The organism is Paenibacillus sp. EB106-04-04-XG159, assembly GCF_058791835.1.
Genome location: NZ_JBYTDY010000001.1, coordinates 136,154 through 161,539 on the forward strand (window position 1 = coordinate 136,154; position 25,386 = coordinate 161,539).

The following is a 25,386-nucleotide window of genomic DNA, read 5'->3' on the forward strand; positions in this document are numbered from 1 at the left end:
CAGGGCATGCTAATGACATGAGATGTTGAAGTGATGGCAGCTTAAGTTTAAGCTGCTGGCAGTTTAGTTAAGAAAGCTAGTGGATTACAACGAGGAGGGCAAGATGGAGATTGGAGTATATACGTTAGCTGATCTGTGTCGCAATCCGCATACGGGGGAGACGGTCAGCGCGAGGCAGCGTATCGATGAAATGATAATGGCCGCTAAGATGGCGGATGAAGCAGGGCTTGATGTATTCGGAGTAGGTGAGCATCACCGCCTGGAATATGCGGTGTCATCGCCGGCTGTCGTGCTTTCGGCAATTGCACAAGTAACCGAGCGTATTAGATTGACATCGGCTACGACAGTGCTGAACACGATTGATCCCGTTAGACTATTCGAAGATTTTGCTACATTAGATCTCTTGTCCAATGGAAGGGCGGAAATAATAGCTGGTCGCGGGGCATTTATAGAATCATTCCCCTTGTTCGGTTATGATGTAAGCCATTACGACGAATTATTCGAAGAGCATCTTGAGCTGTTACTAAAGTTGAACACATCGGAGAAGGTTACCTGGAGCGGCCGTTATCGCCCTGAACTCGATCAAGCTGATATAGTGCCACGTCCTACACAGGATGAAATACCGCTATGGGTCGGTGTCGGTGGTACTCCGGAGAGTGCTGTGCGGGCGGGTAGATTAGGAACGAATCTCGCATTGGCGATACTCGGAGGGGACCCTGGCCGGTTCAAGCCGTTCGTCGAGCTGTACCGTCAGGCCGCTCAGCAAGCTGGACATGCGCTGGAGAGATTGAAGGTCGGAGTGACAGGACATACGTATATCGCAGAGACGACAGAGCAGGCTAGAGAAGAATACTTTCCGTATTATGCGAACTACTGGGAGGAAGTCAACCGACAGCGCGGAACGAGCTCCCATCTATCCAGAGCTGACTATGATCGGATGTCTGCGCCGGATACGGCATTGTTTGTAGGAAGCCCGCAACAGATTGTTGAGAAAGTACTGCACCAACATGAATTGTACGGGCATCAACGATTTATGGCGCAGATGGACATCGGCGGTATACCGTTTAGCAAGGTCGCCGATAACATCGAACGACTTGCGACAGAAGTGGCGCCTGCTATTCGGCGTGCGGTAAGAAATAAATCAGTTTAACTTTTTGTCGGGGCACCCCAAAGGTCAAGGGGAGCCCTTTTTGTTGTCTTTAGTTAGGGTGATGATCGAGCTCCAACGGCAGAAAAGCATATTGTCCATCCTTAACAATCGCACATTTGCGAACAGAGATAGGATTGTTAAAGAGAGGTCCATCTATTACGGTGGTATGGAACTCGCCGCCTTCTCCACATGGATCGATACCGCGCGCTTCAAGTTCCTTCACATATTCATGAGTTAAGGTTCGCCCGAGATCGTCTTCACGCATTCCTAATGATAAATTCACCGTTACAACGATCGTTACAAATCCTAGATTGATGAATTCCTCGACCGCTTCACGGTGATTCATACCCCATAGAGGCATCCCGAGCTTTAGTCCAGCATTCTTCGTCACTTGATCATGCCAGCATCCATGGGCAGGCACATCCAAATCTCCGGTTACCAGCACCTCCGCGCCCTGCTGCTTCGCTTGTCCTAATAGACGCATGAAATTGGCTTCGTAATCGTCCCAACTAGAAGCTGCAGTGTATACAGGCAGACCTATTGCTTCTGCCTGGGCTTGAATTAGATCGGGAGTCATACCGTGGGATCTGGAACGTTTGCCTTCTTCCTCCAACATGACGATCAATCCGATCGCTTGGCCAACCTTCATAGCTTTATATAGAGCTAAAGTGCTGTCCTTTCCTCCACTATAAGAAGCGATAAATTTATGCCCGGCAGCACCATTTCGCCAATCCATATTCTTATCCATAGCTATCTTCTCCTCTGCTTCATTCATTATATTGTATCACTAATGAAGGTATAAACAATTATTGTTTATAGAATAATATTTATTGACAAACGATAAGTGTAACTCTAAAATGAGGATGAAATGAATTACTGTAGAAAGCTGAGGCCAGACAATATGAATAATAAGTTGAGTTCGAGAATCATGAACATTATTGTAGCCTGTGGCATAGCTATGTCATTGCTCGCACTTGCAGCTGTACCATTGGTGTTAACGGCATTTCTTAAAAGCGCATTTTCTATATTAGACCAAGGGTTGGTCATTGCCATAACAAGCTGTATCTATTTATGTGCAGTGCCGTATATAATTGCGTTATTCAAGTTGAAGAAGCTGAGCAGCATAGCGGTGAAGAATACGCCTTTCACCTTTGATACGGTTAAAGCGTTGAGAGTGATCTCGATCTGTGCGTTTAGCGAGATCGTCTTGTTTAACGGTTGCTCCTTATATTTGGTGTACGCTCACGACATATACCTATATGCATTGACTATTTTCCCTATGGTTATCGTTACATTCGTCTCATTAGCTATTGGCTTTTTCAGCTTAACTTTGGCACAATTGTTTGAGCAGGCTGCAATAATCAAAGATGAAAATGATCAGACTATATAAAAGGGAATGATAGTTGTGGCAATTATAGTGAATCTAGATGTGATGATGGCAAAACGAAAGATTAGCTCTACGGAGCTATCTAAACGATTAGATATAACGATGGCGAACCTTTCTATATTGAAGACCAATAAAGCGAAGGCTGTCCGGTTCTCGACACTTGATGCCATATGCAGAATCTTAGATTGCCAACCGGGAGATATATTGGAGTATGTTGAGGATGACGACCAAGAAGAGAGTGCAGTGAATACGGAGTGATATCGGCTCATTCTCTGTTGAATTATTAAAAAACTGACCACTAGGGGTCAGTTTTTTCGCTGTATGATGGACTTATGGAGCTTATAATTGGAATAACAGACTGTAGGTTTCGCATGCTTTTTCAAACCCAAGCTTCTCATACATATGCTTGGCCGTATCGTCTTCATCGGCGGTCAGATAGACCATATCTACACCAGAGAGAATAGCTGTACCTATTAAATGCTTTAATATGCTCGTTCCATATCCTCGGCGCTGCTGTTGCGGCGTGACTGCAAAGTCTTCGATCTTAGCCGTGCCGTTATGGATGAATAGATCACAGTTGCCAATTGGGTCATCACCAAGGCGGCATACATAGGAATCTAATTCGACAGCAGACAGATATACCTGTCCGCGTCTGAGCACCCGCCTCTTGCAAAAATCCTCTCCATACAATGGCTGATCGGTAATCAAGTCAAGCTGCAGGATATGTTCGACCGTGTCCCAGCTATCAACCTTTACGATTGAGCAGTTATCATTTATAGGCCAATCGGGATTGCCCAGCTTCTTATAAACGTAATGCCCGTATCTAGTGACCTCTGGTTGATGTGCGAGAGCGGAAAGATATTGCTCATTGGGGAGGTCATCCATGATGAGCTTGCAATAATCATGACCATCTCTACGACTCCGCATGATTTCTTGTTCAATGAGATCTGTTAGGTCGGATTCACTCATGTGCTCTCTTATTCTAGTATAGTTGTGGTCATACATATCGGGGAGGAGAATGTCTCGATATGTTATGTATTCCTCATTCTCATCAACGTGTGAGAAGCATCTCGTATAAGCAGACTCACACTCCATTATCTTTTTAACCTTATCCATAAGATCCTCCACATTTCATATCATGATGTTCCAATGCAAAGTAATCCGTGTCGAGCTAATGAGCAAATTCATCCCTCAGCTGCTCTATCCAATGATCGACATCCTTTTTCCGATTCATAATGATCAAGTGTTTGTCGGGGTGCTGTTGATGTAAATCTAATATTTTGGGCTTGCTCTTCTTAGGGAAAGTCCATATGGACTTCAAAAATGGGATCATCTCCAGGTCCATCTTCTCCACACAGTAATCCGGCAGGTCGGATCGTTTCTTGCCATGACGCTTTAATACTCTGAGCATGCAGAGCAGCCTATTCGTATTCAGATATATAATCGTGTCCGCAGCTTCAAATCGAATATTCATCGTCGAACCGTAATACCCGTCAATCACCCATTTTTCATTCGAAACCATCGACTTTTGCTTCTCGATCCACTGATCTTTCGGGAGCTGAACCCAGCCGGGCTGCCAAAATTCATTGTCTAGGTGGGTGAGGGGATATCCTGTAATCTCGGCGATCCTCTTAGATAAGTAGCTCTTGCCGCTGCCTGCGCTGCCTACTATCATTACGCGATTCATATGCATGACAGCCTCCTGTTTATATTAGCCAAAAGTAGCGCCCCGTTTTATGTTTATAGTCTATGTACTCGTTCCCGAAGGCCTTGGGCAGAAATCTTTCTTCCTCCAAGATCTGAAGATGAAGCATAACGATGGTAAGCACACTCAACAGTATAAGCGCGATATTGGAATAAGCTAATCCTAGACCGATGTATAACAGATCAAAGCCTAAGAATGCGGGATTGCGACTAAAACGATAGATGCCAGTAGTGATCATATTCGTCTGCTGCGTTTCATCAACGCCAGCACGCCAGCTGCTCTTCATCGTCGACATCGCGGTGATGAACACGATTGTTCCTAGCAGTGCAATGCCAATACCCGCCCAACGAACAGTCGGATTAGAGACGAGAGATGTATCGAGTAGGATGCTAATGATCTGTGCGGCGGCTAATGCATATGTAGCTGCTTTAAGTACGGCCTCGATGATAAACGTCTTGCGCTCCTTCTTGCCTTTGCCCATTCGATCGGTCGATATCCCTTTCTGTCTCTGCAGCATCATCTTGAGCATATAGCTTCCATAGAAGAGACACCAGACGATCAACCCGGATATAAGCAGCATGTTCAAACCCTCCATTGAATAAAATGAGATTCTATAGCTAGGATTAATCCACAAACCGTGCAGTTACGCAAAAAGTCCTTGTATAACGCCATGCCTGCCAATATACTATAAATAATCTTTTCTAATGAGGTGAATGGGATGTCGTTCCGTATCGTTCGAGGTATATAGTTTTCGGGCTGGATAACACGCGTACCAGCTATCAAGGGGGTTCTATGCCCTTTTGATCATATGAAAACTATAACGTTGAATGGTGTTGGTTGTCATCCCTTATATTTCTAGCCAAGGGATATCGAGGGTTGTCTGAATAACGAGACTGATGAACAATCATCGGCTCCTATTCGGCAGCGCTATACTCCTTTGGCTTTGTTTATTTCATGGAGAGGATTGAGAATAGATGAATGAAGTAGAATACAGAGCCTTTTATGACCGCGTCGGAAAATTAAATGGATGGAACTTCAGCAAGGTAAAGTGCAGATCGGAAGGAGCGGCGTGGGACTTTCAACAAGAAGTATCCCGCAGATGCAAGAAGTCGGACATCTTGCTCGATATCGGAACTGGCGGCGGGGAAGCGCTGCTGTCTATGGCAGATGCCGCCATGCTGCTAGTAGGAGTCGATAATTCAGCAGGAATGGTGGAGGCCGCGCATGCTAATGTGCGCAGCTCCAGCGTATCGAATGTACGCATCCTGCAGATGGACGCCAGCGAGCTCGTGTTCCCAGAGAGATTCTTCAACGTCGTATCTTGCCGGCACTCGCCATTCTGCGCATCAGAAGCAGCTCGTGTCTTAGTAGATGGCGGAGTGTTCCTGACACAGCAAGTGAGTGAGCATGATAAGCTGAACCTCGTCCAAGCATTTGGAAGAAGACGAATAGCTGTTGAAGACGGGGCACTCATGAAGAAGAATATGACTGAGCTACATGAAGCGGGATTTCGTGAGATCCAATCGTACGAATATGATGCTGTGGAATATTACGAAACATACGAGGATCTCTTGTTTCTATTGAAGCACACTCCGATCGTTTCAGACTTCGGCAGTCGAGAAGATGACTTTGCTGTACTGGATCAATTCATCAAGGATCATTCAACGAACAAGGGAATTCGAACGAACTCTAAACGCTTCATGATTGTTGCGCGAACATAATAGGTGATCAAACATAGAGGGATGTCGGAGCGTTAGCTCCAGCATCCCTCTTCTTGCTAATCCATAGGTATTCGGCTTATGCGTAATGCAGTAATGAGCCGCAGTACTCACATTCCTTGCTCTCTCCAGGCTTCAGCTGTGTCTTAGAACCGCATCCATAGCAGGATATCGTCTTAGGCAGCTGTGGTTCTGCGGCTTTCGGTGCCGCAGCTTTTGGTTCTGTAAAGACCGCGGTGAAAGCAGCCTCGATTGTACCCTGAAGATCGTCTATCCACTCCGAATGATCCTCCATCCGTTGTGCTCCCCTTACTTGTACGTGCATGGATGAAGGATCAATTAAGACATCTGGGAGCTGCCGAAGGTAGGCCATGCGTCTGAGCTCATTGATGACTACGGCAGGCCGCTTCTTCACATATTCCGATATCTCATGAATATAGGTCACGCGCTGCGTATAGATAAGAGAATGATATTGCTTAAATCGTCCGGTTAATCCTTTGTTCATGCGGTATGCCAAGTAGTAACACAAGAAGCAGGGTAATCCAAAAAACAGCCAAATCATAATATATGCCCATGCATCTTTACTATGCTCTTGCAGATACTGATCAAAGCCCATCGCTAAGGGGAAACTAAGGATTACAAAAAAAACTAGGAGAAAGTTCGCTAACATCTTAATATCCAGTATCTTCAGATGTGTATAATTCAGATGCCTCAATAAGCGTATAAGGATGAGAAGTATCCCTACTGGAAAAAAGAATATGAGCCATAGAATTACAGCTAAGTTACTAATCGAAGGTTTATTATCCGGACCCATCTATATCCCCCTTACTTTAGTGTCAACAGCTGCTGATTGCGCTTGTTCAAGTCACTGAGAATATCTTGAATCAATCTATACGGCAGCTCAGTCTGATAGTCGCCTTGATTGTTGTTCCGTATATTCAGCACACATCTCTGAAGCTCACTGGCCTGCCACAGCATGCTCTCTTCTAAGGGAACTATAGATGGATGACTGACAGGATCGCTATACTTCACCTGTTCTTCCAAGCGTATAACCTTGCGTTTGATGTCCGCGAGTTCCGTATCATGAAGCTCTGACAGCTCGTATGCCACAGAGGATACGATTAGCTTAATCTGCTGCATCAACTCGGTCTGATTCTTAACTTCCGTGTCTTGATCACTTATATAGTTCCGACCCATGATGGCAATGATAATTCCGATTGCAGCAACGGCGGCTGTTATGATCTGAATCGTGAGATACGTGATAATAGCTGTCTCCCATACCAGCCAGAACAGCAAGATATTCGCAATTACGACTGCGGTGTACAATCCAATAACGGTGCCGATTGCAAGATTGCCTGGAACTTGCTGATTCACTTGATTACTATTGCGTGCCCAGAACATCGAATAGACATATGCTATAAGCTCAACCAACAGCAATGAAGCAAGGGATATCCACCAATGTGGCTGAAACATAGTTGGTAAACCGAGTGCTAGAAATATAGCCAATGTAATGATGAATACAAATACGAATAAGGCAGTTACTAGTCCTGGATAACGGAATCGATTCACTCTATTTCCCTCCCTATTAGATCAGCCTATGTCCACATTCAAGGCAGAACTTCTGCCCAGGCTGTACCTCGGTCTGACATTGCCCGCATTGCAGTGTCGTGCTTGATCCGCATTCGGGGCAGAACTTCGCATTTGGCGCTACCATCGCACTGCATTGAGGACATGGAACACCTAATGGAGTTCCACATCGAGTGCAGCTGCGTGCATCCTTCGGATTATCAGCTTTGCAGTGCGGACAAGCATGATATGCATCGCCGCAGTGCGGACAGAACTTGGAGTTAGGTGACATCGGCTGACCGCAGCTATTGCAGGAAAGCGTGCTTGCGGCTGGCGCTTCGACCACCAAGGAGCTCCCGCAGCCCGAACAGAAACGGGCGTCCGAGTGGTTTGCTGTCTGACACTTGGCACAGATGCGCTGCTGACTGGAAGTAGTCATCTGGTTAGCCAATTGTGAGAACATGCCGCCGATCGGTTGCGCCATGCCGAAGCCCATTGCCGCGCCGATTCCTGCATCCATGATGGAAGAACCGGTGCCGGGGCTCTTCGCTGCTCCTTCGAGCGTGTCAAACGTCCGTTCCTGCTGATAGGTATAGCCGAGTATATCCATCTCCGCACGCTTAGCCAGTGCATCCTTCAACCGCATAGTGGCCGGGTCGTCGTCAGGAACGTTGATAGAGAGCACATTGAAGTTAAGGAGTCGAATGCCATACTCTGCGAATACAGGACCTACGCTTTCCTGCATATGCTTCGAGATATCTTCGACGTACGCATTAATGTCCAAGACGCTAATCTTTTTATGTACAAGGTAGCTTGATATGTACTTATTGATGTTCATCATAAGAATGCCGTTAAAGTATTTCCCTAACGTGTCATAATCAAATACACGAAGTGTGCCATTCAGCTTAATGAGAAACTGCCGCGCATTCTCGATCTGTACGCCATATTGCCCGAATCCTCTAACGGAGACGGGGAGCTGGTACTTAGGGTCCTGTAGTTGAATAGGGGATGGCGTACCCCATTTGATATCTAGAGAGTGTGCTTTATTAATGAACCAAACTTCAGCAGCAAATGGCGACTTGCCCCCAAACGGTAGATTAACGAAGGAGGACAGCAGCGGAATATTCTGAGTAGATAAGGTGTGTCGTCCAGCTCCGAACGAATCCAGCGCTTTACCGCCCTTAAAGAAGATCGCTTCTTGAGACTCGTTGACGATGAGCTGTGTCCATGTTGCAAGTTCCTCGCTTGGATATTTCCAGGCCAGAACACCTGCAGGGCCATTGAATTTGACGACATCTATGATTGCCATGCATATAACCCCTCTCACAATTCTATAAATTGCCTATCCAATATATTGTAATACGACCTAGGTCATATTTCGACTCAAATATGGAGTATTCGGGGAATATATTTTATATACTAACTCGAAGTATATTCCTATAAAAGGAAATAAATAAACATTTCGTATATGTTAGAATAAACAGTAAAGAATGGAGGAATTGATCACATGTCTAATCTGCCTAATTGTCCCAAATGCAACTCCGAATACACCTACGAAGATGGAAGCTTGTTGGTTTGCCCGGAATGTGCGCATGAGTGGAACCCGGAAACTGACAGCGGCCATCATGAAGATATCAAGGTTGTCAGAGACGCGAACGGCAACGTCTTGAATGACGGCGATACGGTAACGGTTATCAAAGATCTTAAAGTAAAGGGAAGCTCTTCAACCCTTAAGATAGGCACGAAGGTGAGAAATATCCGCTTGGTTGATGGAGATCACGATATTGATTGCAAGATTGATGGATTTGGAGCCATGAAGCTCAAGTCAGAATTTGTGAAAAAGGTATAGGCATCGCATTCAAACCCCTGAATCACAAGGTTAAAATAGATAAGAGGTTGTCCTAAAAGTCATTTTTCTCATGTCTTTTGGGACAACCCTTCTTTGTTTCTACACCAATAAGAAACCGCTCACCCAGTCGATGATACTGGATAAGCGGTTTTTTTATCCGATAGCACATACGGTGACAGCAAGGCCGTATGACCCGTCCTTGAACGGACACAGGGTCCGCTAGTATGGCGAATTAGCGGCGTTTGCTGCAAATAGCGGCTCGTGTGTCCGCTCCCGGCCCTTGTAGATAGCTATCGATTTTATCGAATAGCTACTTGATTGTTCCCGTGCCGTTGACCTTTACCTTTACATTTACCTTGATATCAGCATTAGATAAAACTTCACCCCAATCATCCTGAACTTTTTTCCATTGCGCATATTCATAGGCTCTCGCATACGGGCCAAGTCCGATCGGATCGATCTCCGCGTCTTGAAACTTCTTAATCAGTAGCTCAAATTTCTTCTGGAGCTCGTCTTGAATTTGTCGTTCCAACTCATGCATGCCTCTCTTGTAATCGTAGTCGAATAGGAACTCGTTCACGATAATTTTCATATTAACTCCTACATTGAATATAAACCTGCCATCCTCATAATCAGCCTTTGTCTTGACACTGATCTTATCTGGGAAGAAGCTCATTCTATTTTCGTGGAATAACCCCCCATTATGCTGATCTGGCAGAGTAATGGTAAACGTGAATAAGCCATCCGTTTCATGCTGTAAGATTCTTAAGAGCATGGTTTGATCATCATTGAGGGTCATTTTATATATACCCGATTCATCCAATAACGCTGTGCCCGTTACTTTAACATCACTGTCTCGTTTAAACTCAGTAATACTGGGAGTTACTCCTTTTTCCATATATTGACGACGAAGCTCTTGAAGTGATGTTTTAACGGTTATGTTTCGTTTATGGGAAGTATTAATCAGGTTCATCAAATATACAGGGAGACGCGGTTTGTCTTTAGGTTTAAGTGTGAAGATATCCGCAACGCGACCATCTACAAGGACAACACTAGTTAATGATGAGTTCTTTCCATCCCTATAAACGGTATCCAGGAGATTGAACCAATCCTCATGCTCAAACACTCGCTTGCCAATGAGTAAGACTTGAACCTTGCCTCGACTTGTCAAGGCTGTGATGGTGGCATCGAATTCTTGTCTTGATTGTCTGATCGAGATGGCCTTAACGACAGTCGTCTCTTCCTTCTCGATGGCTTCCTTCTGAAAGACTGGACTCGATGATGAAACAATAAGGTTGTTCTCATCATCAAGGTCTATTCCTAATAATAAGGAAAGTGATATGTTTTCAATGTCGATGCGATCTACACATCCAGAAAGGAGGAATAGTGACAACAGTAGACCATATAAGCAAACACGTTTCACTTGGATTCACTCCGTTGTAAGGAATTAAGCACACTTATATATAGGAAAAGCAGGATAGGAAATACATAGGCGGTCCCATTCCCTGCCTTACTAATGAACGTGATCACTTGTTCTGTCTGCTGCCATGAAGGATGAAGGAAGTAGATGAGTATGATGATCAGCAGCAACAATAGGGCACCGAAAGAACTAGAATCTTTTTTTCCAAGCAAATGAGCAGTGAAGAAAGCCATACCATGCATATATGGAATCCATGCAGTCGTAACCACGAACAAATATAGAGCCAAGAAAACCATGTCAAAGCGCTCGAGAAAGTGAAATTCGATATTTTTCAACAAGTTGAACACAGGCTGATTATAGGATGTGATCTCGTCAGGACTAAAAAAGGCAAAGCAAATCAAGGTGACTGCTAGATATAAGAAAAATGTAATGGTATTGGCAATGACGACTCCGCGAATAGCGAGATGCTTTTTCTGCAGAAAAGGGTATATGAAAAATATGACCTCGATGCCGAGGAAGGAAAAGGTGGCCGCTTGCGCTCCCTTAAATATAGGTCCCCAGCCTTCCTTGACGAATGGCAGCAGATTAATCCAGTGGCTGTCTTTCAAAGGAACCAGTAAGAATAAGAACACCGGAATAAACATATAAAAGACCAGCTCACAATACCGACCCAATATACGTATCCCTTTTCCAGCTATAAAAAACCCTGGGATTGCTAATAAGATCATAACCAGATAATCGGGAGTGAGAGGCAGAAACCATTGTTTAACGTATAGCATCGTCAATGTGAGTAAGCTATAGGTGAAAAATGCAAAGTAAAGGATATATGGAATGAGGAGAACCTTTCCGATAAACGTACCGAATAAGCGGATCGTCAGATCCGCTAATGTATCATCGGGATATCTTCTAAATATCAGCACGATGATGATACTGGCCGTTGCATTAATAACCCAGCCAAGGATAAGAGAGATCCAACCGTCTGTGCCAGCTTGTTCAGCCAGAACCTTAGGAAGAGAAAATATGCCGATCCCCACTTGGGTTCCGTGTATGATAAAGACAAATTGCATGAAAGTGATATCACTAAGTCCATATTTTTTCATGAGTTCTCTTCACCTCGCTGGCTGTTCTGTCTGACGGATTGCAGGTTGCCTTTACTTTCAGGTCGTTTGCTCATTGTAGATAGCTATCGATTTTATCGAATAGCTACTTGATTGTTCCCATACCGTTGATCGCTACCTTTACGTTTACATGGACATCTGCCTTAGATAAAGCCGCGCCCCAATCATCCTGCACTTTTTTCCATTGCACATATTCATAGGCTCTTGCAAACGGGCCAAGTCCAATCGGATCGATCTCCGCGGCTTGAATCTTCTTAATCAGCAACTCAAATTTCTTCTTGAGCTCGTCTTGAATTTGTTGTTCCAACTCATGAATGCCATTCTTGTCTTCAAAGTCGAATAGGCGCTCATTCACGATAATTTTCATCTTTACTCCAACATTGAATGTAAATCGGTCATCCACGTAATCTGTCTTTGTCTTGACACTGATCTTTTCAGGGTAGAAGCTTAATCTATTTTCGTGGAATAAACCCTTATTATGCTGATCTGGCAGAGTAAGGGTAAACGTGAACAAGCCATCCGTTTCATGCCGCAAGATTCGTAAGAGCATATTTTGATTAGGATTGAGGGTCATTTTATATATGCCCGATTCATCCAATAGTGCTGTGCCCGTTACTTTAACATCACTATCTGGCTTAAACGCAGTTATGCTGGGAGTTACCCCTTTTTCCATATATTGACGACGAAGCTTTTGAAGTGATGTATTAACGGTAATGTTTACTTTAAGGGAAGAATTAATTAGGTTCATCAAATATACAGGGAGACGCGGTTTGTCTTTAGGTTTAAGTGAGAAGATGTCCGCAACTCGACCATCTACCATGACAACAGTGGACAATGATGGATTCCTTCCATCCCTATAAATGGTATCCAGGAGATTGAACCAATCCTCATGCTCAAACACTCGCTTGCCAATGAGTATAACTTGTACCTTGCTTCGACTCGTCAAGGCTGTGATGGTGGAATCGAATTCTTGTCTTGATTGTCTGATCGAGATGGCCTTAACGACAGTCGTCTCTTGCTTCTCGATGGCTTCCTTATGAAAGACAGGACTCGATGATGAAATAATAAGGTTGTTCTCATCATCGAGGTCTATTCCTAATAACAAGGATAGTGATATATCTTCAATATCGATTCGATCTACACAGCCTGAAAGGAGGAATAGTGACAACAGTAGACTATATAAGCAAACACGCTTCACTGGGATTCACTCCGTTGTAAGGAATTAAGCACACTTATATATAGGTAAAGCAGGAGAGGAAATATATAGGAGATTCCATACCCTGATTTACTAATGAACGTGATCGCTTGTTCTGTCTGATGCCATGAAGGATGACGGAAGTAGATGAGTATGATGATCAGCAACAACAATAGAGCACCGAAAGAACTAGAATCTTTTTTCCCAAGCAAATGAGCAGTATTAATGGCCATTCCCATCATATATGGCATCCAAGAGGTCGTAACTACGAACAAATATATAGCCAAAAAAACCATGTCAAAACGCTCGAGAAAGTGGAATTCGATATTTTTCAACAAGTTGAACACGGGCTGATTATAGGATGTGATCTCGTCAGGACTAAAAAAGGCAAAGCAAATCAAGGTGACTGCCAGATATATGATAATTGTGATGGTATTGGCAATGACGACTCCGCGAATAGCGAGATGTTTTGTCTGCAGCAAAGGGTATATGAAAAATATGACCTCGAAGCCGAGGAAGGAATAGGTAGCCGCTTGCGCTCCTTTTAATATAGGTCCCCAACCTTCCTTGACGAACGGAAGCAGATTAATCCAGTGGCTGTCCTTCAAAGGAACCAGCAAGAATAAGAACATCAGGATGAACATGTAAAAAACCAGCTCACTATACCGACCTAATATACGAATCCCTTTTCCAGCTATAAAAAAACCAGGAATTGTCAATAAGGTCATGACCAGATAATCGGGAGTGAGAGGCAGAAACCATTGTTTAACGTATAGCATCGTCAATGTGAGTAAGTTATAGGTGAAAAATGAAAAGTAAAGGATAAATGGAATGAGGAGCACCTTTCCGATAAACTTACCGAATAAGCGGATCATTAGATCCGCTAGTGTATCATCGGGATATCTTCTAAATATCAGCACAATGATGATACCGGCAATTACGTTAATGAGCCAGCCAAGGACAAGGGAGATCCAGCCATCTGTACCAGCTTGTTCAGCTAGAAACTTGGGAAGAGCAAACATTCCAATTCCCACTTGGGTCCCGTGTATGATAAAGACAAATTGCATGAAAGTGATATCACTAAGCCCATATTTTTTCATGAGTTCTCTTCACCTCGCTGGCTGTTCTGACTGTTCTGTCTGACGGATTGCAGGTTGCCTTTACTTTCAGGACGTTTACTCATCTTCCATATAGGAAGACGAATAAATGCATCCTTCATATTAGCAATTCTCCACGGTGCCAAAGGGCTTCCATAAGGGGTTCCCAACGATTCAAGAGATACGAAATGTACAGTCAAGATGATTGCTCCCGTAACAATCCCCACAATTCCGAACATGGAAGCTAATATCATCATAGGGAACCGAAGCAGCCGAATTGCCGCACCCATATCATAGTTAGGAATAATAAAGGATGCGATCGCTGTAGTAGCAACGATAATGACCATAATATTGCTGACAAGTCCTGCTTGCACAGCAGCCTGACCGATAACGATACCTCCTACTATGCCGATGGTTTGACCGATGGCAGTAGGCAGTCGAATGCTCGCTTCTCTCATCATTTCGATCGTAATTTCCATTAGAATAGCCTCAAAGAATGGCGGGAATGGAACAACCGCTCTTGTCTGGGCAATCGATAGAATGAACTGCACCGGAATTACCTCATAATTGAATGAGATCAACGCAATATACGTTGCAGGCAAGAACAGAGCAACTCCTAGAGCAAAGAAACGGAGAATTCGAATAAATGAAGCAATGAGCCATCGGCTATTGTAATCATCCACACTTTGAAAGAAAGAGATAAAGCTTGCAGGAGCAACCATTACCGAGGGAGATCGGTCTACAACAACAATGAATTTGCCTTCCAGAATATTGGCTGCGGATGTGTCTGGTCTCTCTGTTAACAGGAGCTGAGGAAAAGGTGAATACGTATTATCCTCAATGAATTCCGCTAACTCGCCTGTATTGGTAATGGCATCTACATCAATTTGATTAATTCTCTTTTCAAGTTCCTCGAGTAGAGTTGGGTTAGCCACATCAGCCAAATATAATATCGAGACTTTTGTTTTACCGCGTCGGCCTACGGTAAGCTCTTTGATCTTGAGTTCTCGGTTAGGGATATATCTGCGAATCAGTGCGATATTTTGACTCCCTGATTCGACAAAGCCTAGATGAGCCCCGCGAAGAGATGCTTCAATCTTAGAGTCCTCGACGCTCCTCTGAGGACCTCCCTTCGTAGCATAGATACTGGCATGGGTCTGCCCATCGATAAATAGCACACTATCCCCTTGCAGAATGGCATCTTCAATCTGATTCCAATCCGATACGTCAAGAATGCTGCCCAGACTGACCTGGGGTGCTTGAATCTGCTGTTCTGATGTTCCGTGAATCAGTTCACGAAGGATGTTGTTGTTAATCGCTTGCTTATCGACCATGTTGTCCAAGTATACAAGCGATGCATGATTAGTTCCTGCTTGGTCGGCTTGGATCGGACGAATGACCAATTCTGGAGTTAGATCGAACAATTGCTTAAGGTGGATTAAATTAGCGGTAAGTTCGGAGCTAATAGGAACAGTCTGCTGAGAAGAGCTGCTGTTATTAGGTGCTTGATACTTTGTATTGCGTTCTCCCATCAATCGCTTTATTAACGAAAACATATGTAATCACCCTGTCCTGAGCTGTCTGTTAGATATTGAATGATACCATCAAGGTTTTCCAGAAAGGGGTGGAATAATACCTTTAATCAGTGGTTGCTCCGTTAGGGCGCTCAGTGGTATGCTGGGCGTTTTTTTGTTGCCTCATCATCTAGCTCGCTACTTAGAAAAATATGGCTTGATTGGTGAATGATCATATGTTACATTGTTATTAACCAATTGATAATATCAAAATGATAATAAGAGGTGCTTGCCATGGAACCACTTAATAAACAAGGGCTAACGGAAGCGGAATTCCTGAAGCAGTATGATGCAGGAGAGTATGAACGCCCCTCCGTTGCCACAGACATAGCGGTGTTCACTGTTTCTAGCGAGGAGGAAGACAACTATCGGAAGCTGCCGGAGAAGAGCTTGAAGCTGCTCATGATTAAGCGCGGCGAGCATCCCTACATCGGACAGTGGGCGCTTGCCGGAGGGTTCGTTAAACCCCACGAGACGACGGAGCAGGCTGCCCAGCGGGAGCTTGCGGAGGAGACCGGGGTTAGCGATGTATATCTGGAGCAGCTGTACACGTTCAGTGACCCTGGCCGCGACCCGAGAACGTGGGTCATCTCTTGCTCCTACTTGGCGCTGGTGGACAGCAGCAAGCTTACGATTCAGGCAGGCGATGATGCCTCTGACGTCGCATGGTTCGATGTCCAATATAAGCTCCTGCGAGAAGTGAAGGAGATGCTGCCAACGGGCAGTGTAAAGCAATCGAACTGGCTCTTAACCCTGTCCCACGGCGACATACGACTCGAAGCAGAGATCGTATGCACGAAGACGGCTGCTGAATTTGCTGTAACGACTGACTATTCCGTGGCGGCATCGAATCAGATTGCATTTGACCATGCCAAGATCATTGCCTATGCTATCGAACGACTGAGGGGCAAGGTGGAATACACGAATATTGCTTTCAATCTCATGCCCGCGCTGTTCACCTTAACGGAGCTTCAGAAGGTATACGAGATCCTATTGGATAAAGAGCTGTTGAAGGCGAACTTCAGACGCAAGATCGCGGAGCTCGTCATCGAGACAGATCAGTACACTCAGCATGCAGGGCATCGACCTTCGCGATTATTCAAACGGAACATGGAGGGATTAGGATGAATGACAGATGGAGCTGGAGAGGCTGGAATCTGTATGAAATGGTATGGTTAGCGCTGTTCTCCAGCGTAGCTATTGTATTGACGGTATTGACGAAGGACTCGCTGTTTGGATTCACGGTATTCTTCACAGGTGTGTGGTGCGTCATGCTGGCGGCTAAGGGTAACCTGATGACATATGTATTCGGTATGTATAATACATTCGGCTATGCCTATCTGTCGTATACGAACGGACTATTCGGAGAAGTGATGCTGAACCTGCTGTTCTTCGTTCCGATGAATGTGATCGGGTTCATCATGTGGAAGAAGCATCAACATGGCGGCAAGCTAGCAATGCGGCAAATGAACATCCGAGGCGTGCTTATGGTAATCATCGCGTGTGTGGTCGGCAGCGCAGGACTCGGCTTCGGGCTGTCCTTTATTCCAACTCAGAATTCACCGTACATTGATGCAACAACGACCATTCTCTCGATCATCGCTACGTTTCTAATGGTAAGACGATATAAGGAACAATGGTTGGTCTATATCATTCTGAATATATTTACCGTGCTGTTATGGATCATTCGAACGCTCGATGGCAGTCCGGACGGCATGCTGATGATCGTGATGTGGAGCGCCTACTTAATCAATGCGATCTACGGTTACTACAATTGGAGCAAGGGTGCTAGGGAGGCGGCGTTATGAAGACGTTAGGATTAACATTAGGAAAATTTGCTCCGCTTCATAAGGGCCATCAATTCATGATCGAGACGGCGCTGAAGGAAGTCGATGAACTGATTGTCGTCATTTATGATACAGAAGTAACCACAATTCCGCTTCAAATCCGGGCGAATTGGATTCGCGAGCTGTACCCGACGGCAAGAGTGATCGAGGCTTGGGACGGACCAGACGGTTACTCGAATGATAGGGAGCACGAGATTAGAGAAGAGCAATATATTCTTGGACTGCTAAATGGTGAGCAGGTCACACACTTCTACTCCAGCGAGTTCTATGGCGAGCATATGAGTCTAGCGTTAGGGGCGATAGATAGAAGAGTAGATGAACCGCGCGCGCAGGTGCCTATTTCTGCTACAATGATCCGTTCGAATCCCTATGAGCATCGGTCGTATATAAGCGATATTGTATACCGCGATCTCATTACGAAGGTGGTGTTCGTAGGGGCGATGTCCACCGGGAAGTCGACGATAACAGAAGCGCTGGCTGCGCGGTACGAGACAACCTTCGCTAGTGAGTATGGTCGGGATTACTGGACAGAGCATCAGGTGGATCGAAGAATTGGCCTAGCGGCATTCGACGAGATCGCAGTTGGGCATATCGAGCGGGAAGAGAAGGCGCTGCTTGAAGCGAATCGCTATCTGTTTGTCGATACGAATGCGATCACGACGTATATGTTTGCGCTTGATTATCATGGGCGGGCGCCGGAGCTGTTAACCCGATTGGCATTGGAAAATGCAAAGCGATACGACCTCTTCTTCCTATGTGATGACGATATTCCATATGACGACACATGGGATCGGAGCGGCGATCAGAAGCGCCACATATTCCATAAACAGATTATCTCGGATCTGAAGGAGCGGCGGATTCCATACATCACGCTGCGGGGCAGTCTGGAGGAACGCATGCGGAAGGTGGATGAAGTGCTGGCTGATTATACGCCTTACAGCAATTATTTTGGAAGTAATAGATAAGTAAAGGGAGGGATGCGGAATGTATCTCCTGCATGAATTGCAGCAAGATTACCAGCGGGGAATGAAGCTGAAGTTTTTGTTCTTCTGGGGGCATCGTCCATCCGCCGATGGGAGCATCACGAAGAGCTGCTTGAGCCAATGGTGGAAATGCCGATTCACCCTCGATGGAATCACATACAGCAGTGCGGAACAATATATGATGGCTGAGAAGGCAAGGCTGTTTCAGGATCATAACATATACAATCAGATTATAGCTTCCCATGATCCTAAGCGGGTTAAAGCCTTGGGGAGACAAGTGCGTGGATTCGATGCGGAGCTATGGGACCAGCACCGATATGATATTGTCGTACGCGGCAATTACGCGAAATTTTCACAAGATAAGCAGTTTAGAGACTTCTTATTAGGTACGAAGAATCGAGTGCTGGTAGAGGCGAGTCCAGTAGATCGGATATGGGGAATCGGAATGGCAGCGGACCATGAATCAATTGAGAATCCGATGCTGTGGAAGGGTCAGAATCTATTGGGATTCGCCTTAATGGATGCTAGGCAGATGCTGTTGGAAGCGGGGAGCGTCGAATAGATGCAACCGAGGCATGATTCGCGCATTTCAGAGGAAGATCGAAGCAACCGTGTAAGCAGCTAACTGCCTTTCATACCGTTAATGTGAAAGTATTGCTTTTGGAGGGAAGCTAACTGCAAAAGATACAGTTATTTATGGGTATCAAGGCGATGACTGCCTGTTGCCACCATTTTAACTGCAGAAAATGCAGTTATCCCCCCCTAATCCGTTATTTCGAGTAAAATTAACTGTACAAAGTGCATTAAGATAAAGCCGCTGATGGTTATTCCAACCCGTCAGCTTGTGAAGGAGCATGTCCGAGTGGGGAAGACCACTAGGGGATAGCTCCTTTGTGCCGTATCGTTATGACCTATTACAGGAGGCGCCCTGATGAATTCCATCTCGAAGGTAATTGAACAGTTCAAGCTCAATGTACTGCATATTGAAGGTGTGCCGGAGTCCTTCAGTTCAGAGGTGTATAAGCTAACCCTTATAAATCAAGAAACGGTGTACGCCAAGATTCCGTATAACAAGGACAAGCTCATTCGTGAATATCAGATGCTGAATCTGCTGCAAGAGGTCATCCCCGTTCCGAGAGTATTGGACATGTGGGATGGCGACGACACAACTACAGGCGCCTTGTTGCTGTCGGCGATTGAGGGTGTGCCATGTACAGGTGCCGTGGATCATAAGCTCGCATATCAGATCGGGATGTATCACGCCATACTTCATGAGGTCGCCATGCCGGGTTACGGCTCTTATACTGCTGAAGGTTACACCTTATTGGAGCCGAATGATTGGAGAACGTACATTCAAGATAAATTTGAAACATGGAAAGAACCGTGCAAGGAGATCCTGGATCCTGAATTGTACGAGAGATGCGTGGTTCATTTTGACGGCGTGTACAAGGCGCTGCCTGCACCTGACGGCCCTCGTGCCGTTCATATGGACTTTCGACTGGGCAATATTCTTGTGAACGATAACGGGGTCGCAGGGATTATTGATTACGAGAGCGCAAGGGGCGGATCAACGGAAATCGACTTTACGAAAGTCAATCGATACATATGGGAAGCGGACCCGAGCATGAGACTGCCTTATATTCAGGGATATGAGTCGATTCGTCCGATGGTTGAGCTGGAAGCGGTGCTGCCATTTTACAATTTCTATGATGCATTCGGTGCGGTGGATTGGTGTAAAAGGCGGGGGATCGAGAAGAATCAGGAGTTTCTTCAGGAAAGTGTGTCCACGCTGTGGAGAGCAGTTATGCCTAATGACATTGACTTTCGGAAATAATATGAGATATATTATCCAGTAATACAATTACGACAAAAGCGAAGAAGAGAAAGAGTACCATGGCGATGTCTTTCTACAGAGAGCCCCGGTTGGTGAAAAGGGGTAAAGAATAACCGTGGGAATATGGTCTCTGAGCTGCGCATCGAAGCCGCTATGCGGTTGTAGGCTGCGCCGGAACCTGCATCCGTTACTGTGCTAGGGTATAAACGCAAGCGCGTCGTACCTGAAGAGATGAATGCTGCAAGGCATTGATAAAGTTGGGTGGTACCGCGTGAGCACAGCTCTCGTCCCTTTGGGATGAGGGCTTTTTTTGTTTTTTCATAAAAAAAAGGAGGGCTTTACGATGGCGAATATTTTTATTGGCGGGGCATGGCCTTATGCAAACGGATCCTTACATCTAGGACGATTGGCAAGCTTACTTCCGGGAGATGTGCTGGCGCGATATTATCGGGCGAAAGGAGAGAAGGTGCTCTATGTATCGGGCAGCGACTGTCACGGTACGCCAGTTGCCGTGCAAGCAATTCAGGAGGGGGTTACTCCGGGTGATATCGCAGATCGATATCATCAGGAATTCTCCGAGTGCTTCGAGCGGTTGGGATTCACCTATGATCTGTACACACGCACGAATCAACCCTTTCATCACCAAGTCGTCCAGGAGTTGTTCCTGAATCTGCTAGACAATGGGCATTTGTACAAGAAAACAATACAGCAAACGTATTGCGAAACAGACGGAAGGTTCTTACCTGATCGATACGTTGAAGGCACCTGTCCGGTGTGCGGGAACCGTGCCCGCGGAGATCAATGCGATTATTGCTCGACGCTTCTCGACCCTGCGGACTTAACGGATAAGACTTGCAAGATATGCGGCAATCCGCCTGTTGAGCGTCCGACTGAGCATTATTACTTGGCGCTGTCTCGTTTCCAAGCTGAATTGACCGAATATGCAGAGAAGGCTCAGGGCTGGAGAGACAATGCGGTGCAGTTGACGGGGCGGTACTTGGAAGAAGGGCTCCAAGATCGCGCTGCGACGAGAGATCTGACATGGGGTGTCGATGTTCCGGTGGCAGGGTTCGAAGATAAGAAGATCTACGTATGGGTTGAGGCGGTTAGCGGGTATCTGTCGGCCAGTAAACAGTGGGCTGCTGAGACAGGTGGAAGCTGGGAGTCCTTCTGGGTGGATGAAGATGAACAACCGAAGCAGATCACAGCTTACTACGTGCACGGTAAGGACAACATACCATTTCATTCACTCATATGGCCTGCTGTGCTCTTGGGTGCAGGGGGGCTTCATCTGCCCGATCAGATCATTTCATGCGAATATGTGACCCTGGAAGGGAAGAAGATCTCCACAAGCCGCAATTGGGCGGTGTGGGTGCCAGACGTGCTGGCTCGTTATCATCCGGATTCGATTCGATACTTCCTGATCGCGAACGGTCCGGAGAAGCGGGATACCGACTTCTCTTGGAGAGAGTTTATCTATAGCCACAACGGGGAGCTGCTGGGCGCCTATGGGAACTTCGTGAACCGAACGCTGGCGTTCATCGAGAAGTCGTATGAGGGGCGTGTTCCCGAAGGCGATCTTAGCGAAGCGTGGAAAGAGGAGATCGAGAAGGTGTATGCAGAGTCAGGGGCGCTGATCGAAGGAGGACATCTGAAGGGAGCGATTGAGCACATATTTGCTTTTATTCGCCAAGCCAACAAATACTTTGACGAACAGCAGCCTTGGGTGCAGATTAAGGCGGATCGAGAAGCTTGCGGCGCTACTTTGTATACATGTGTGCAGATCATCGCGAATCTGGCTAACTTGCTGCAGCCGTTTGTTCCATTTTCCTGTGAGAAGATCAGAACATTCTTGACTCTTGACCAACCGGCTTGGAAGCTGGTTGCAGTTCCGGCTAATCGGCAGATCCAGAGCTTGGAGCTGCTGTTTGAGCGTATCGATGTAAGTCGGATTGAGGAAGAGACCAAACAGCTAGAGAAGCAAAGACGGCCATAGAATCGTTAGAGCGACCACCTAAAGCGGGGCCTAGATGGTGGTCGCTTTATACGCTGCAGGTGTCATTTTTAATTGTGGACAACCAGATCGAAGGTCTCGGCAGGGCGAATCTTAGTAAAATAGTAGTCCTCAGCTGGGTCCCACCTTACATGCCACGCCGCATCCTCACTGCCTTCTCGCAGGTTATGTCTCACATATCGGACTTCAGGCTTCACATTCACGAGGATGGAGAGATTAACGATGTCAGACAGATCGGGGAGGCCGCTGTAGATTCCGTCAAGAATGATCACCTTAGCGGGTAATTTGCTTACCCGATGAGCTGCAAGTCCATCCGATGCTTCCAGTGAATACGGATGATACTCCGCGATCCGGCCTGCTAGTAACGGCTCTATCACTTCACGGCGCACTCGCTGCCAATCGATGCACTGTCTGCATCTTTGCTCTGGAGTACAGATATCCCACTCGGCATCGGCGATCGTCGCAACGAAGAAGTCGTCACACGGTATGACGGTTGTCTCCACAGGTAAAGCGGAGGCCACTGCTGCAGCCAACGTCGATTTTCCTGCGCCGCTTCCTCCATCTAACGCCACAACCAATGTGTTAATAGTGTGACTGATGCGTTGGTTGATTTCGAGTATGATGTCCTGTACCGCTCCTTCTGCTGCAGGTGTCCGATGACCATGTTCTATAGGTTCCACATGTTTCACTCCTAGTTCATCAATAGATGGGCGAAGCAATCCACTAATCCCGTGCCGCCGCTAATAGACGAGCAGTTTACTGCGGATAATGGAGAATTTATAATAATAAGGTATGATGTCCACTATACAAATGTAGCATGACCTAGCGGATTCTGCAGTTATACGATGGATTGCGGCTAGTCTGAAACGGTCAACATAAGGAGTGATGGATGTGAGTGAGGCGAACACAAAGACTATTATTGATAAGTTAAGTTTGAATAAATATCCGACAAAGGCGATTCTGAACCTCCCTGACGATGTTCAAGACTTTGAAGGAATGGAATATGACGCATCTATTCAGAAAGAGAAGTATGACCTTATCTTTATGTTTATTTTTAGTCTAGAGGAATATGCGGAACGATTGCGATTCGTCGTGGATAACCAATTGCTCAAGGATAAGGGATATCTATTCTTTGCTTATCCGAAGAAAAATAATAAACAATATGAGCAGTACATCGACCGCGACAGCTTCTTCCCGAAGATACCGATCGATGATGACGGCTATGTGCTGGAGAGCAGCATTAAGTTTTCGCGAATGGTGAGCTTTAATGAAGTGTTTACGGTTATAGGGCTGAAGTGTGAGCCTAAGAAAGCGAAGAAAACGGCGAGCTCAAAGGCGAGCCAGTGCGTCGACGATTATATCGTGCATGTTGACGATATTAAACAGTATTTGAGCCGCAATGAGGATCTATTGCGTATCTACAACGAATTGACATTCGGCTATCAGAAAGATTGGGCGCGGTATGTGTACAGCGCGAAGCGGGCAGAGACGCAAGAGAAGCGTTTGCTGGAGATGGAGACTATTCTGGGCGAAGGATATAAATCAATGGATCTATATAGAAGAAATAAATAATCAGCCGTTGTATCGGATGCTGTTAAACATGAAGCTCGCATGGACGATGAAGAACGTCTATTGCGGGCTTTTTACGTTCATGAAGCCTTGAGGTACTTACTTATTGACAGTGAGTAATGAGCATGGTATATTTATCTCGAAATAAAGATAATACATTTAGAGATAATAAGTCCTATATACAGACTCAACTATATAACGGAGGTATACACAATGAACCATTTGAAAGGTGTTCACCATGTTACAGCTATTACGAGCAGCGCGGAGAAGAATTACGATTTCTTCACGCATGTGCTAGGTATGCGGTTAGTGAAGAAGACGGTCAACCAGGATGATATCCAGACGTATCACTTATTTTTCGCGGATGATAAAGGCAGCGCAGGTACAGACATGACGTTCTTCGACTTCCCCGGCATTCCGAAGGGCATCCATGGCACGAACGAGATCTCCAAGACTTCCTACCGAGTACCGACAGACGCGTCGTTAGACTACTGGGAAGCGCGCTTTAATCGTCTGGGTGTGAAGCATGACGGCATTCAAGAGCAATTCGGCGAAAAGACGCTGTCTTTCGTTGATTTTGATGACCAGCAGTATCAATTGATCTCAGACCAGAACAATAAGGGTGTACCTTCAGGTACTCCGTGGCAGAAAGGGCCGATTCCACTGGAGCATGCAATTACTGGCTTGGGACCAGTCTTTGTGCGGATCGCGAACTTCGAATATTTCAAGGAAATGCTGGAGAAAGTGCTGTTGTTTAGAGAAATAGATCAGGCAGGATCGTTCCATCTGTTTGAAGTGGGCGAGGGGGGCAATGGCGCACAAGTCATCGTCGAGCATAATGCTGCTCTGCCTCAAGCGCAGCAAGGCTTCGGCACTGTTCACCATGCGGCATTCCGTGTGGGGGATCGCCAAGTGCTGGATGAATGGACGGATCGACTCGACAGCTTCGGATTCCCGAACTCCGGGTATGTGAATCGTCATTTCTTTGAATCCTTGTACGCGCGGGTGGCGCCGCAGATCCTGTTTGAATTCGCAACTGACGGTCCGGGCTTTATGGGAGATGAGCCTTACGAAACACTTGGCGAGAAGCTGTCGCTTCCCCCATTCCTAGAGCCGAAGCGCGCGCAGATTGAACAATTGGTTCGTCCAATCGATACGGTGCGCAGCACTAAAGAATACGTGAAAGAATAACGAATGCTTAAGCATTAGAAGGGGCTGCCCCATTTCCCATATGTGGATGTTATGGCTGGAACATCTCCTTTGATATCCATTGGCAGATCGAGTTGGTCCATGGTATATTGAATGCTCACAAGAAATTATACGGGGGCTGTTCCGATGTCATTCTCATGACTTCCGGGAC

General features: G+C 45.9%; 26 protein-coding genes and 1 other annotated feature. Of the genes, 13 read left to right on the top strand and 13 right to left on the bottom strand.

Annotation, left to right across the window (positions count from 1 at the left end; all coding sequences use genetic code 11):
• The first annotated feature begins 103 nt into the window (after positions 1–103).
• Entirely contained in the window at positions 104–1,150 is a 1,047-nt protein-coding gene (locus AC3WTP_RS00615; protein ID WP_492392642.1) for an LLM class flavin-dependent oxidoreductase, read from the top strand.
• Positions 1,151–1,199: 49 nt separating this feature from the next.
• Here the strand turns inward: AC3WTP_RS00615 and AC3WTP_RS00620 are convergent, their stop codons facing one another.
• On the bottom strand, positions 1,200–1,898 hold the full coding sequence (locus tag AC3WTP_RS00620) for a Dph6-related ATP pyrophosphatase (protein ID WP_492392643.1): 699 nt from the start codon (positions 1,896–1,898) through the stop codon (positions 1,200–1,202).
• A gap of 153 nt (positions 1,899–2,051) precedes the next feature.
• Between AC3WTP_RS00620 and AC3WTP_RS00625 the strand changes: the two genes are divergently transcribed.
• Positions 2,052–2,540: a DUF2975 domain-containing protein gene (locus tag AC3WTP_RS00625; protein WP_492392644.1), complete on the top strand. Its 489-nt coding sequence runs from the start codon at positions 2,052–2,054 to the stop codon at positions 2,538–2,540.
• Positions 2,541–2,555: 15 nt separating this feature from the next.
• Positions 2,556–2,795 carry a helix-turn-helix domain-containing protein gene (locus AC3WTP_RS00630; RefSeq protein ID WP_492392645.1) on the top strand — a complete coding sequence of 80 codons (240 nt, stop codon included), beginning with the start codon at positions 2,556–2,558 and terminating at the stop codon, positions 2,793–2,795.
• A gap of 81 nt (positions 2,796–2,876) precedes the next feature.
• Here AC3WTP_RS00630 and AC3WTP_RS00635 read toward each other — a convergent pair whose 3' ends face one another.
• The 3 genes from AC3WTP_RS00635 to AC3WTP_RS00645 are packed head-to-tail and all read right to left on the bottom strand — an operon-like array spanning position 2,877 to position 4,822.
• Positions 2,877–3,653: a GNAT family N-acetyltransferase gene (locus AC3WTP_RS00635; RefSeq protein WP_492392646.1), complete on the bottom strand. Its 777-nt coding sequence runs from the start codon at positions 3,651–3,653 to the stop codon at positions 2,877–2,879.
• 55 nt (positions 3,654–3,708) lie between these two features.
• A complete protein-coding gene (locus AC3WTP_RS00640; protein WP_492392647.1) occupies positions 3,709–4,224 on the bottom strand; it encodes a P-loop NTPase family protein in 516 nt (171 codons plus the stop codon).
• A gap of 19 nt (positions 4,225–4,243) precedes the next feature.
• Positions 4,244–4,822: a methyltransferase family protein gene (locus AC3WTP_RS00645; protein WP_492392648.1), complete on the bottom strand. Its 579-nt coding sequence runs from the start codon at positions 4,820–4,822 to the stop codon at positions 4,244–4,246.
• 394 nt (positions 4,823–5,216) lie between these two features.
• Here AC3WTP_RS00645 and AC3WTP_RS00650 point away from each other — a divergent pair, with 394 nt between their 5' ends.
• Entirely contained in the window at positions 5,217–5,963 is a 747-nt protein-coding gene (locus AC3WTP_RS00650; protein ID WP_492392649.1) for a class I SAM-dependent methyltransferase, read from the top strand.
• A 76-nt stretch (positions 5,964–6,039) separates the two neighbouring features.
• Here the strand turns inward: AC3WTP_RS00650 and AC3WTP_RS00655 are convergent, their stop codons facing one another.
• The 3 genes from AC3WTP_RS00655 to AC3WTP_RS00665 all read right to left on the bottom strand — a co-directional run bounded on the left by AC3WTP_RS00655 (position 6,040) and on the right by AC3WTP_RS00665 (position 8,835).
• A complete protein-coding gene (locus tag AC3WTP_RS00655; RefSeq protein WP_492392650.1) occupies positions 6,040–6,522 on the bottom strand; it encodes a hypothetical protein in 483 nt (160 codons plus the stop codon).
• A gap of 263 nt (positions 6,523–6,785) precedes the next feature.
• On the bottom strand, positions 6,786–7,529 hold the full coding sequence (locus AC3WTP_RS00660) for a hypothetical protein (RefSeq protein WP_492392651.1): 744 nt from the start codon (positions 7,527–7,529) through the stop codon (positions 6,786–6,788).
• 16 nt (positions 7,530–7,545) lie between these two features.
• Positions 7,546–8,835: an SPFH domain-containing protein gene (locus AC3WTP_RS00665; RefSeq protein ID WP_492392652.1), complete on the bottom strand. Its 1,290-nt coding sequence runs from the start codon at positions 8,833–8,835 to the stop codon at positions 7,546–7,548.
• A gap of 198 nt (positions 8,836–9,033) precedes the next feature.
• Here AC3WTP_RS00665 and AC3WTP_RS00670 point away from each other — a divergent pair, with 198 nt between their 5' ends.
• The gene (locus AC3WTP_RS00670) at positions 9,034–9,375 is read left to right on the top strand and encodes a zinc ribbon domain-containing protein YjdM (protein WP_492392653.1); all 342 of its coding nucleotides are present in this window, start codon (positions 9,034–9,036) and stop codon (positions 9,373–9,375) included.
• A 310-nt stretch (positions 9,376–9,685) separates the two neighbouring features.
• Here AC3WTP_RS00670 and AC3WTP_RS00675 read toward each other — a convergent pair whose 3' ends face one another.
• From AC3WTP_RS00675 to AC3WTP_RS00695, 5 genes are all read right to left on the bottom strand, one after another.
• Positions 9,686–10,798, bottom strand: a complete 1,113-nt coding sequence (locus AC3WTP_RS00675; RefSeq protein ID WP_492392654.1) for a Ger(x)C family spore germination protein — start codon at positions 10,796–10,798, stop codon at positions 9,686–9,688.
• The gene (locus tag AC3WTP_RS00680; protein ID WP_492392655.1) at positions 10,795–11,895 is read right to left on the bottom strand and encodes a GerAB/ArcD/ProY family transporter; all 1,101 of its coding nucleotides are present in this window, start codon (positions 11,893–11,895) and stop codon (positions 10,795–10,797) included. Before AC3WTP_RS00680 ends, AC3WTP_RS00675 begins: the two co-directional genes overlap by 4 nt.
• Positions 11,896–11,998: 103 nt before the next feature.
• Positions 11,999–13,111, bottom strand: a complete 1,113-nt coding sequence (locus AC3WTP_RS00685) for a Ger(x)C family spore germination protein (RefSeq protein WP_492392656.1) — start codon at positions 13,109–13,111, stop codon at positions 11,999–12,001.
• Positions 13,108–14,208, bottom strand: coding sequence for a GerAB/ArcD/ProY family transporter (locus AC3WTP_RS00690; RefSeq protein ID WP_492392657.1), 1,101 nt, complete (start codon positions 14,206–14,208; stop codon positions 13,108–13,110). The genes AC3WTP_RS00685 and AC3WTP_RS00690 overlap by 4 nt, the downstream gene beginning before the upstream one ends.
• On the bottom strand, positions 14,205–15,761 hold the full coding sequence (locus AC3WTP_RS00695; RefSeq protein ID WP_492392658.1) for a spore germination protein: 1,557 nt from the start codon (positions 15,759–15,761) through the stop codon (positions 14,205–14,207). The genes AC3WTP_RS00690 and AC3WTP_RS00695 overlap by 4 nt, the downstream gene beginning before the upstream one ends.
• Positions 15,762–16,013: 252 nt before the next feature.
• Here AC3WTP_RS00695 and AC3WTP_RS00700 point away from each other — a divergent pair, with 252 nt between their 5' ends.
• The 6 genes from AC3WTP_RS00700 (at position 16,014) to metG (ending at position 22,439) form a co-directional block, all read left to right on the top strand.
• Entirely contained in the window at positions 16,014–16,907 is an 894-nt protein-coding gene (locus AC3WTP_RS00700; RefSeq protein WP_492392659.1) for an NUDIX hydrolase, read from the top strand.
• Positions 16,904–17,587, top strand: coding sequence for a nicotinamide riboside transporter PnuC (gene pnuC / locus AC3WTP_RS00705; RefSeq protein ID WP_492392660.1), 684 nt, complete (start codon positions 16,904–16,906; stop codon positions 17,585–17,587). The genes AC3WTP_RS00700 and pnuC overlap by 4 nt, the downstream gene beginning before the upstream one ends.
• Complete coding sequence (locus tag AC3WTP_RS00710) at positions 17,584–18,591, top strand: AAA family ATPase (protein WP_492392661.1); 1,008 nt, start codon at positions 17,584–17,586, stop codon at positions 18,589–18,591. The genes pnuC and AC3WTP_RS00710 overlap by 4 nt, the downstream gene beginning before the upstream one ends.
• Positions 18,592–18,610: 19 nt before the next feature.
• Positions 18,611–19,171, top strand: coding sequence for a riboflavin biosynthesis intermediates N-glycosidase (gene ybiA / locus AC3WTP_RS00715; RefSeq protein ID WP_492392662.1), 561 nt, complete (start codon positions 18,611–18,613; stop codon positions 19,169–19,171).
• Positions 19,172–19,540: 369 nt separating this feature from the next.
• On the top strand, positions 19,541–20,443 hold the full coding sequence (locus AC3WTP_RS00720) for an aminoglycoside phosphotransferase family protein (RefSeq protein WP_492392663.1): 903 nt from the start codon (positions 19,541–19,543) through the stop codon (positions 20,441–20,443).
• Between the two features lie 32 nt (positions 20,444–20,475).
• Positions 20,476–20,738 (top strand) — a binding site (T-box leader).
• A 48-nt stretch (positions 20,739–20,786) separates the two neighbouring features.
• Entirely contained in the window at positions 20,787–22,439 is a 1,653-nt protein-coding gene (gene metG, locus AC3WTP_RS00725; RefSeq protein ID WP_492392664.1) for a methionine--tRNA ligase, read from the top strand.
• 68 nt (positions 22,440–22,507) lie between these two features.
• Here metG and AC3WTP_RS00730 read toward each other — a convergent pair whose 3' ends face one another.
• Complete coding sequence (locus AC3WTP_RS00730) at positions 22,508–23,137, bottom strand: uridine kinase family protein (RefSeq protein ID WP_492392665.1); 630 nt, start codon at positions 23,135–23,137, stop codon at positions 22,508–22,510.
• Positions 23,138–23,348: 211 nt separating this feature from the next.
• Here AC3WTP_RS00730 and AC3WTP_RS00735 point away from each other — a divergent pair, with 211 nt between their 5' ends.
• Together AC3WTP_RS00735 and AC3WTP_RS00740 are read left to right on the top strand one after the other, a co-directional pair.
• Positions 23,349–24,029, top strand: coding sequence for a YdeI/OmpD-associated family protein (locus AC3WTP_RS00735; RefSeq protein WP_492392666.1), 681 nt, complete (start codon positions 23,349–23,351; stop codon positions 24,027–24,029).
• A 210-nt stretch (positions 24,030–24,239) separates the two neighbouring features.
• Positions 24,240–25,217: a ring-cleaving dioxygenase gene (locus AC3WTP_RS00740; protein WP_492392667.1), complete on the top strand. Its 978-nt coding sequence runs from the start codon at positions 24,240–24,242 to the stop codon at positions 25,215–25,217.
• Positions 25,218–25,386: the final 169 nt, after the last annotated feature.

Excerpts from the sequence above, each read along its gene's own strand:
- AC3WTP_RS00625 (WP_492392644.1), top strand. The coding sequence starts at position 2,052 with ATGAATAATAAGTTGAGTTCGAGAATCATGAACATTATTGTAGCCTGT.
- ybiA (WP_492392662.1), top strand. The coding sequence starts at position 18,611 with ATGTATCTCCTGCATGAATTGCAGCAAGATTACCAGCGGGGAATGAAG.
- AC3WTP_RS00650 (WP_492392649.1), top strand. The coding sequence starts at position 5,217 with ATGAATGAAGTAGAATACAGAGCCTTTTATGACCGCGTCGGAAAATTA.
- AC3WTP_RS00680 (WP_492392655.1), bottom strand. The coding sequence starts at position 11,895 with ATGAAAAAATATGGACTTAGTGATATCACTTTCATGCAATTTGTCTTT.
- AC3WTP_RS00635 (WP_492392646.1), bottom strand. The coding sequence starts at position 3,653 with ATGGATAAGGTTAAAAAGATAATGGAGTGTGAGTCTGCTTATACGAGA.
- AC3WTP_RS00700 (WP_492392659.1), top strand. The coding sequence starts at position 16,014 with ATGGAACCACTTAATAAACAAGGGCTAACGGAAGCGGAATTCCTGAAG.
- AC3WTP_RS00655 (WP_492392650.1), bottom strand. The coding sequence starts at position 6,522 with ATGATTTGGCTGTTTTTTGGATTACCCTGCTTCTTGTGTTACTACTTG.
- AC3WTP_RS00670 (WP_492392653.1), top strand. The coding sequence starts at position 9,034 with ATGTCTAATCTGCCTAATTGTCCCAAATGCAACTCCGAATACACCTAC.
- AC3WTP_RS00615 (WP_492392642.1), top strand. The coding sequence starts at position 104 with ATGGAGATTGGAGTATATACGTTAGCTGATCTGTGTCGCAATCCGCAT.
- AC3WTP_RS00665 (WP_492392652.1), bottom strand. The coding sequence starts at position 8,835 with ATGGCAATCATAGATGTCGTCAAATTCAATGGCCCTGCAGGTGTTCTG.
- AC3WTP_RS00695 (WP_492392658.1), bottom strand. The coding sequence starts at position 15,761 with ATGTTTTCGTTAATAAAGCGATTGATGGGAGAACGCAATACAAAGTAT.
- AC3WTP_RS00620 (WP_492392643.1), bottom strand. The coding sequence starts at position 1,898 with ATGGATAAGAATATGGATTGGCGAAATGGTGCTGCCGGGCATAAATTT.
- AC3WTP_RS00690 (WP_492392657.1), bottom strand. The coding sequence starts at position 14,208 with ATGAAAAAATATGGGCTTAGTGATATCACTTTCATGCAATTTGTCTTT.
- AC3WTP_RS00710 (WP_492392661.1), top strand. The coding sequence starts at position 17,584 with ATGAAGACGTTAGGATTAACATTAGGAAAATTTGCTCCGCTTCATAAG.
- AC3WTP_RS00740 (WP_492392667.1), top strand. The coding sequence starts at position 24,240 with ATGAACCATTTGAAAGGTGTTCACCATGTTACAGCTATTACGAGCAGC.
- metG (WP_492392664.1), top strand. The coding sequence starts at position 20,787 with ATGGCGAATATTTTTATTGGCGGGGCATGGCCTTATGCAAACGGATCC.
- AC3WTP_RS00640 (WP_492392647.1), bottom strand. The coding sequence starts at position 4,224 with ATGAATCGCGTAATGATAGTAGGCAGCGCAGGCAGCGGCAAGAGCTAC.
- pnuC (WP_492392660.1), top strand. The coding sequence starts at position 16,904 with ATGAATGACAGATGGAGCTGGAGAGGCTGGAATCTGTATGAAATGGTA.
- AC3WTP_RS00645 (WP_492392648.1), bottom strand. The coding sequence starts at position 4,822 with ATGCTGCTTATATCCGGGTTGATCGTCTGGTGTCTCTTCTATGGAAGC.
- AC3WTP_RS00720 (WP_492392663.1), top strand. The coding sequence starts at position 19,541 with ATGAATTCCATCTCGAAGGTAATTGAACAGTTCAAGCTCAATGTACTG.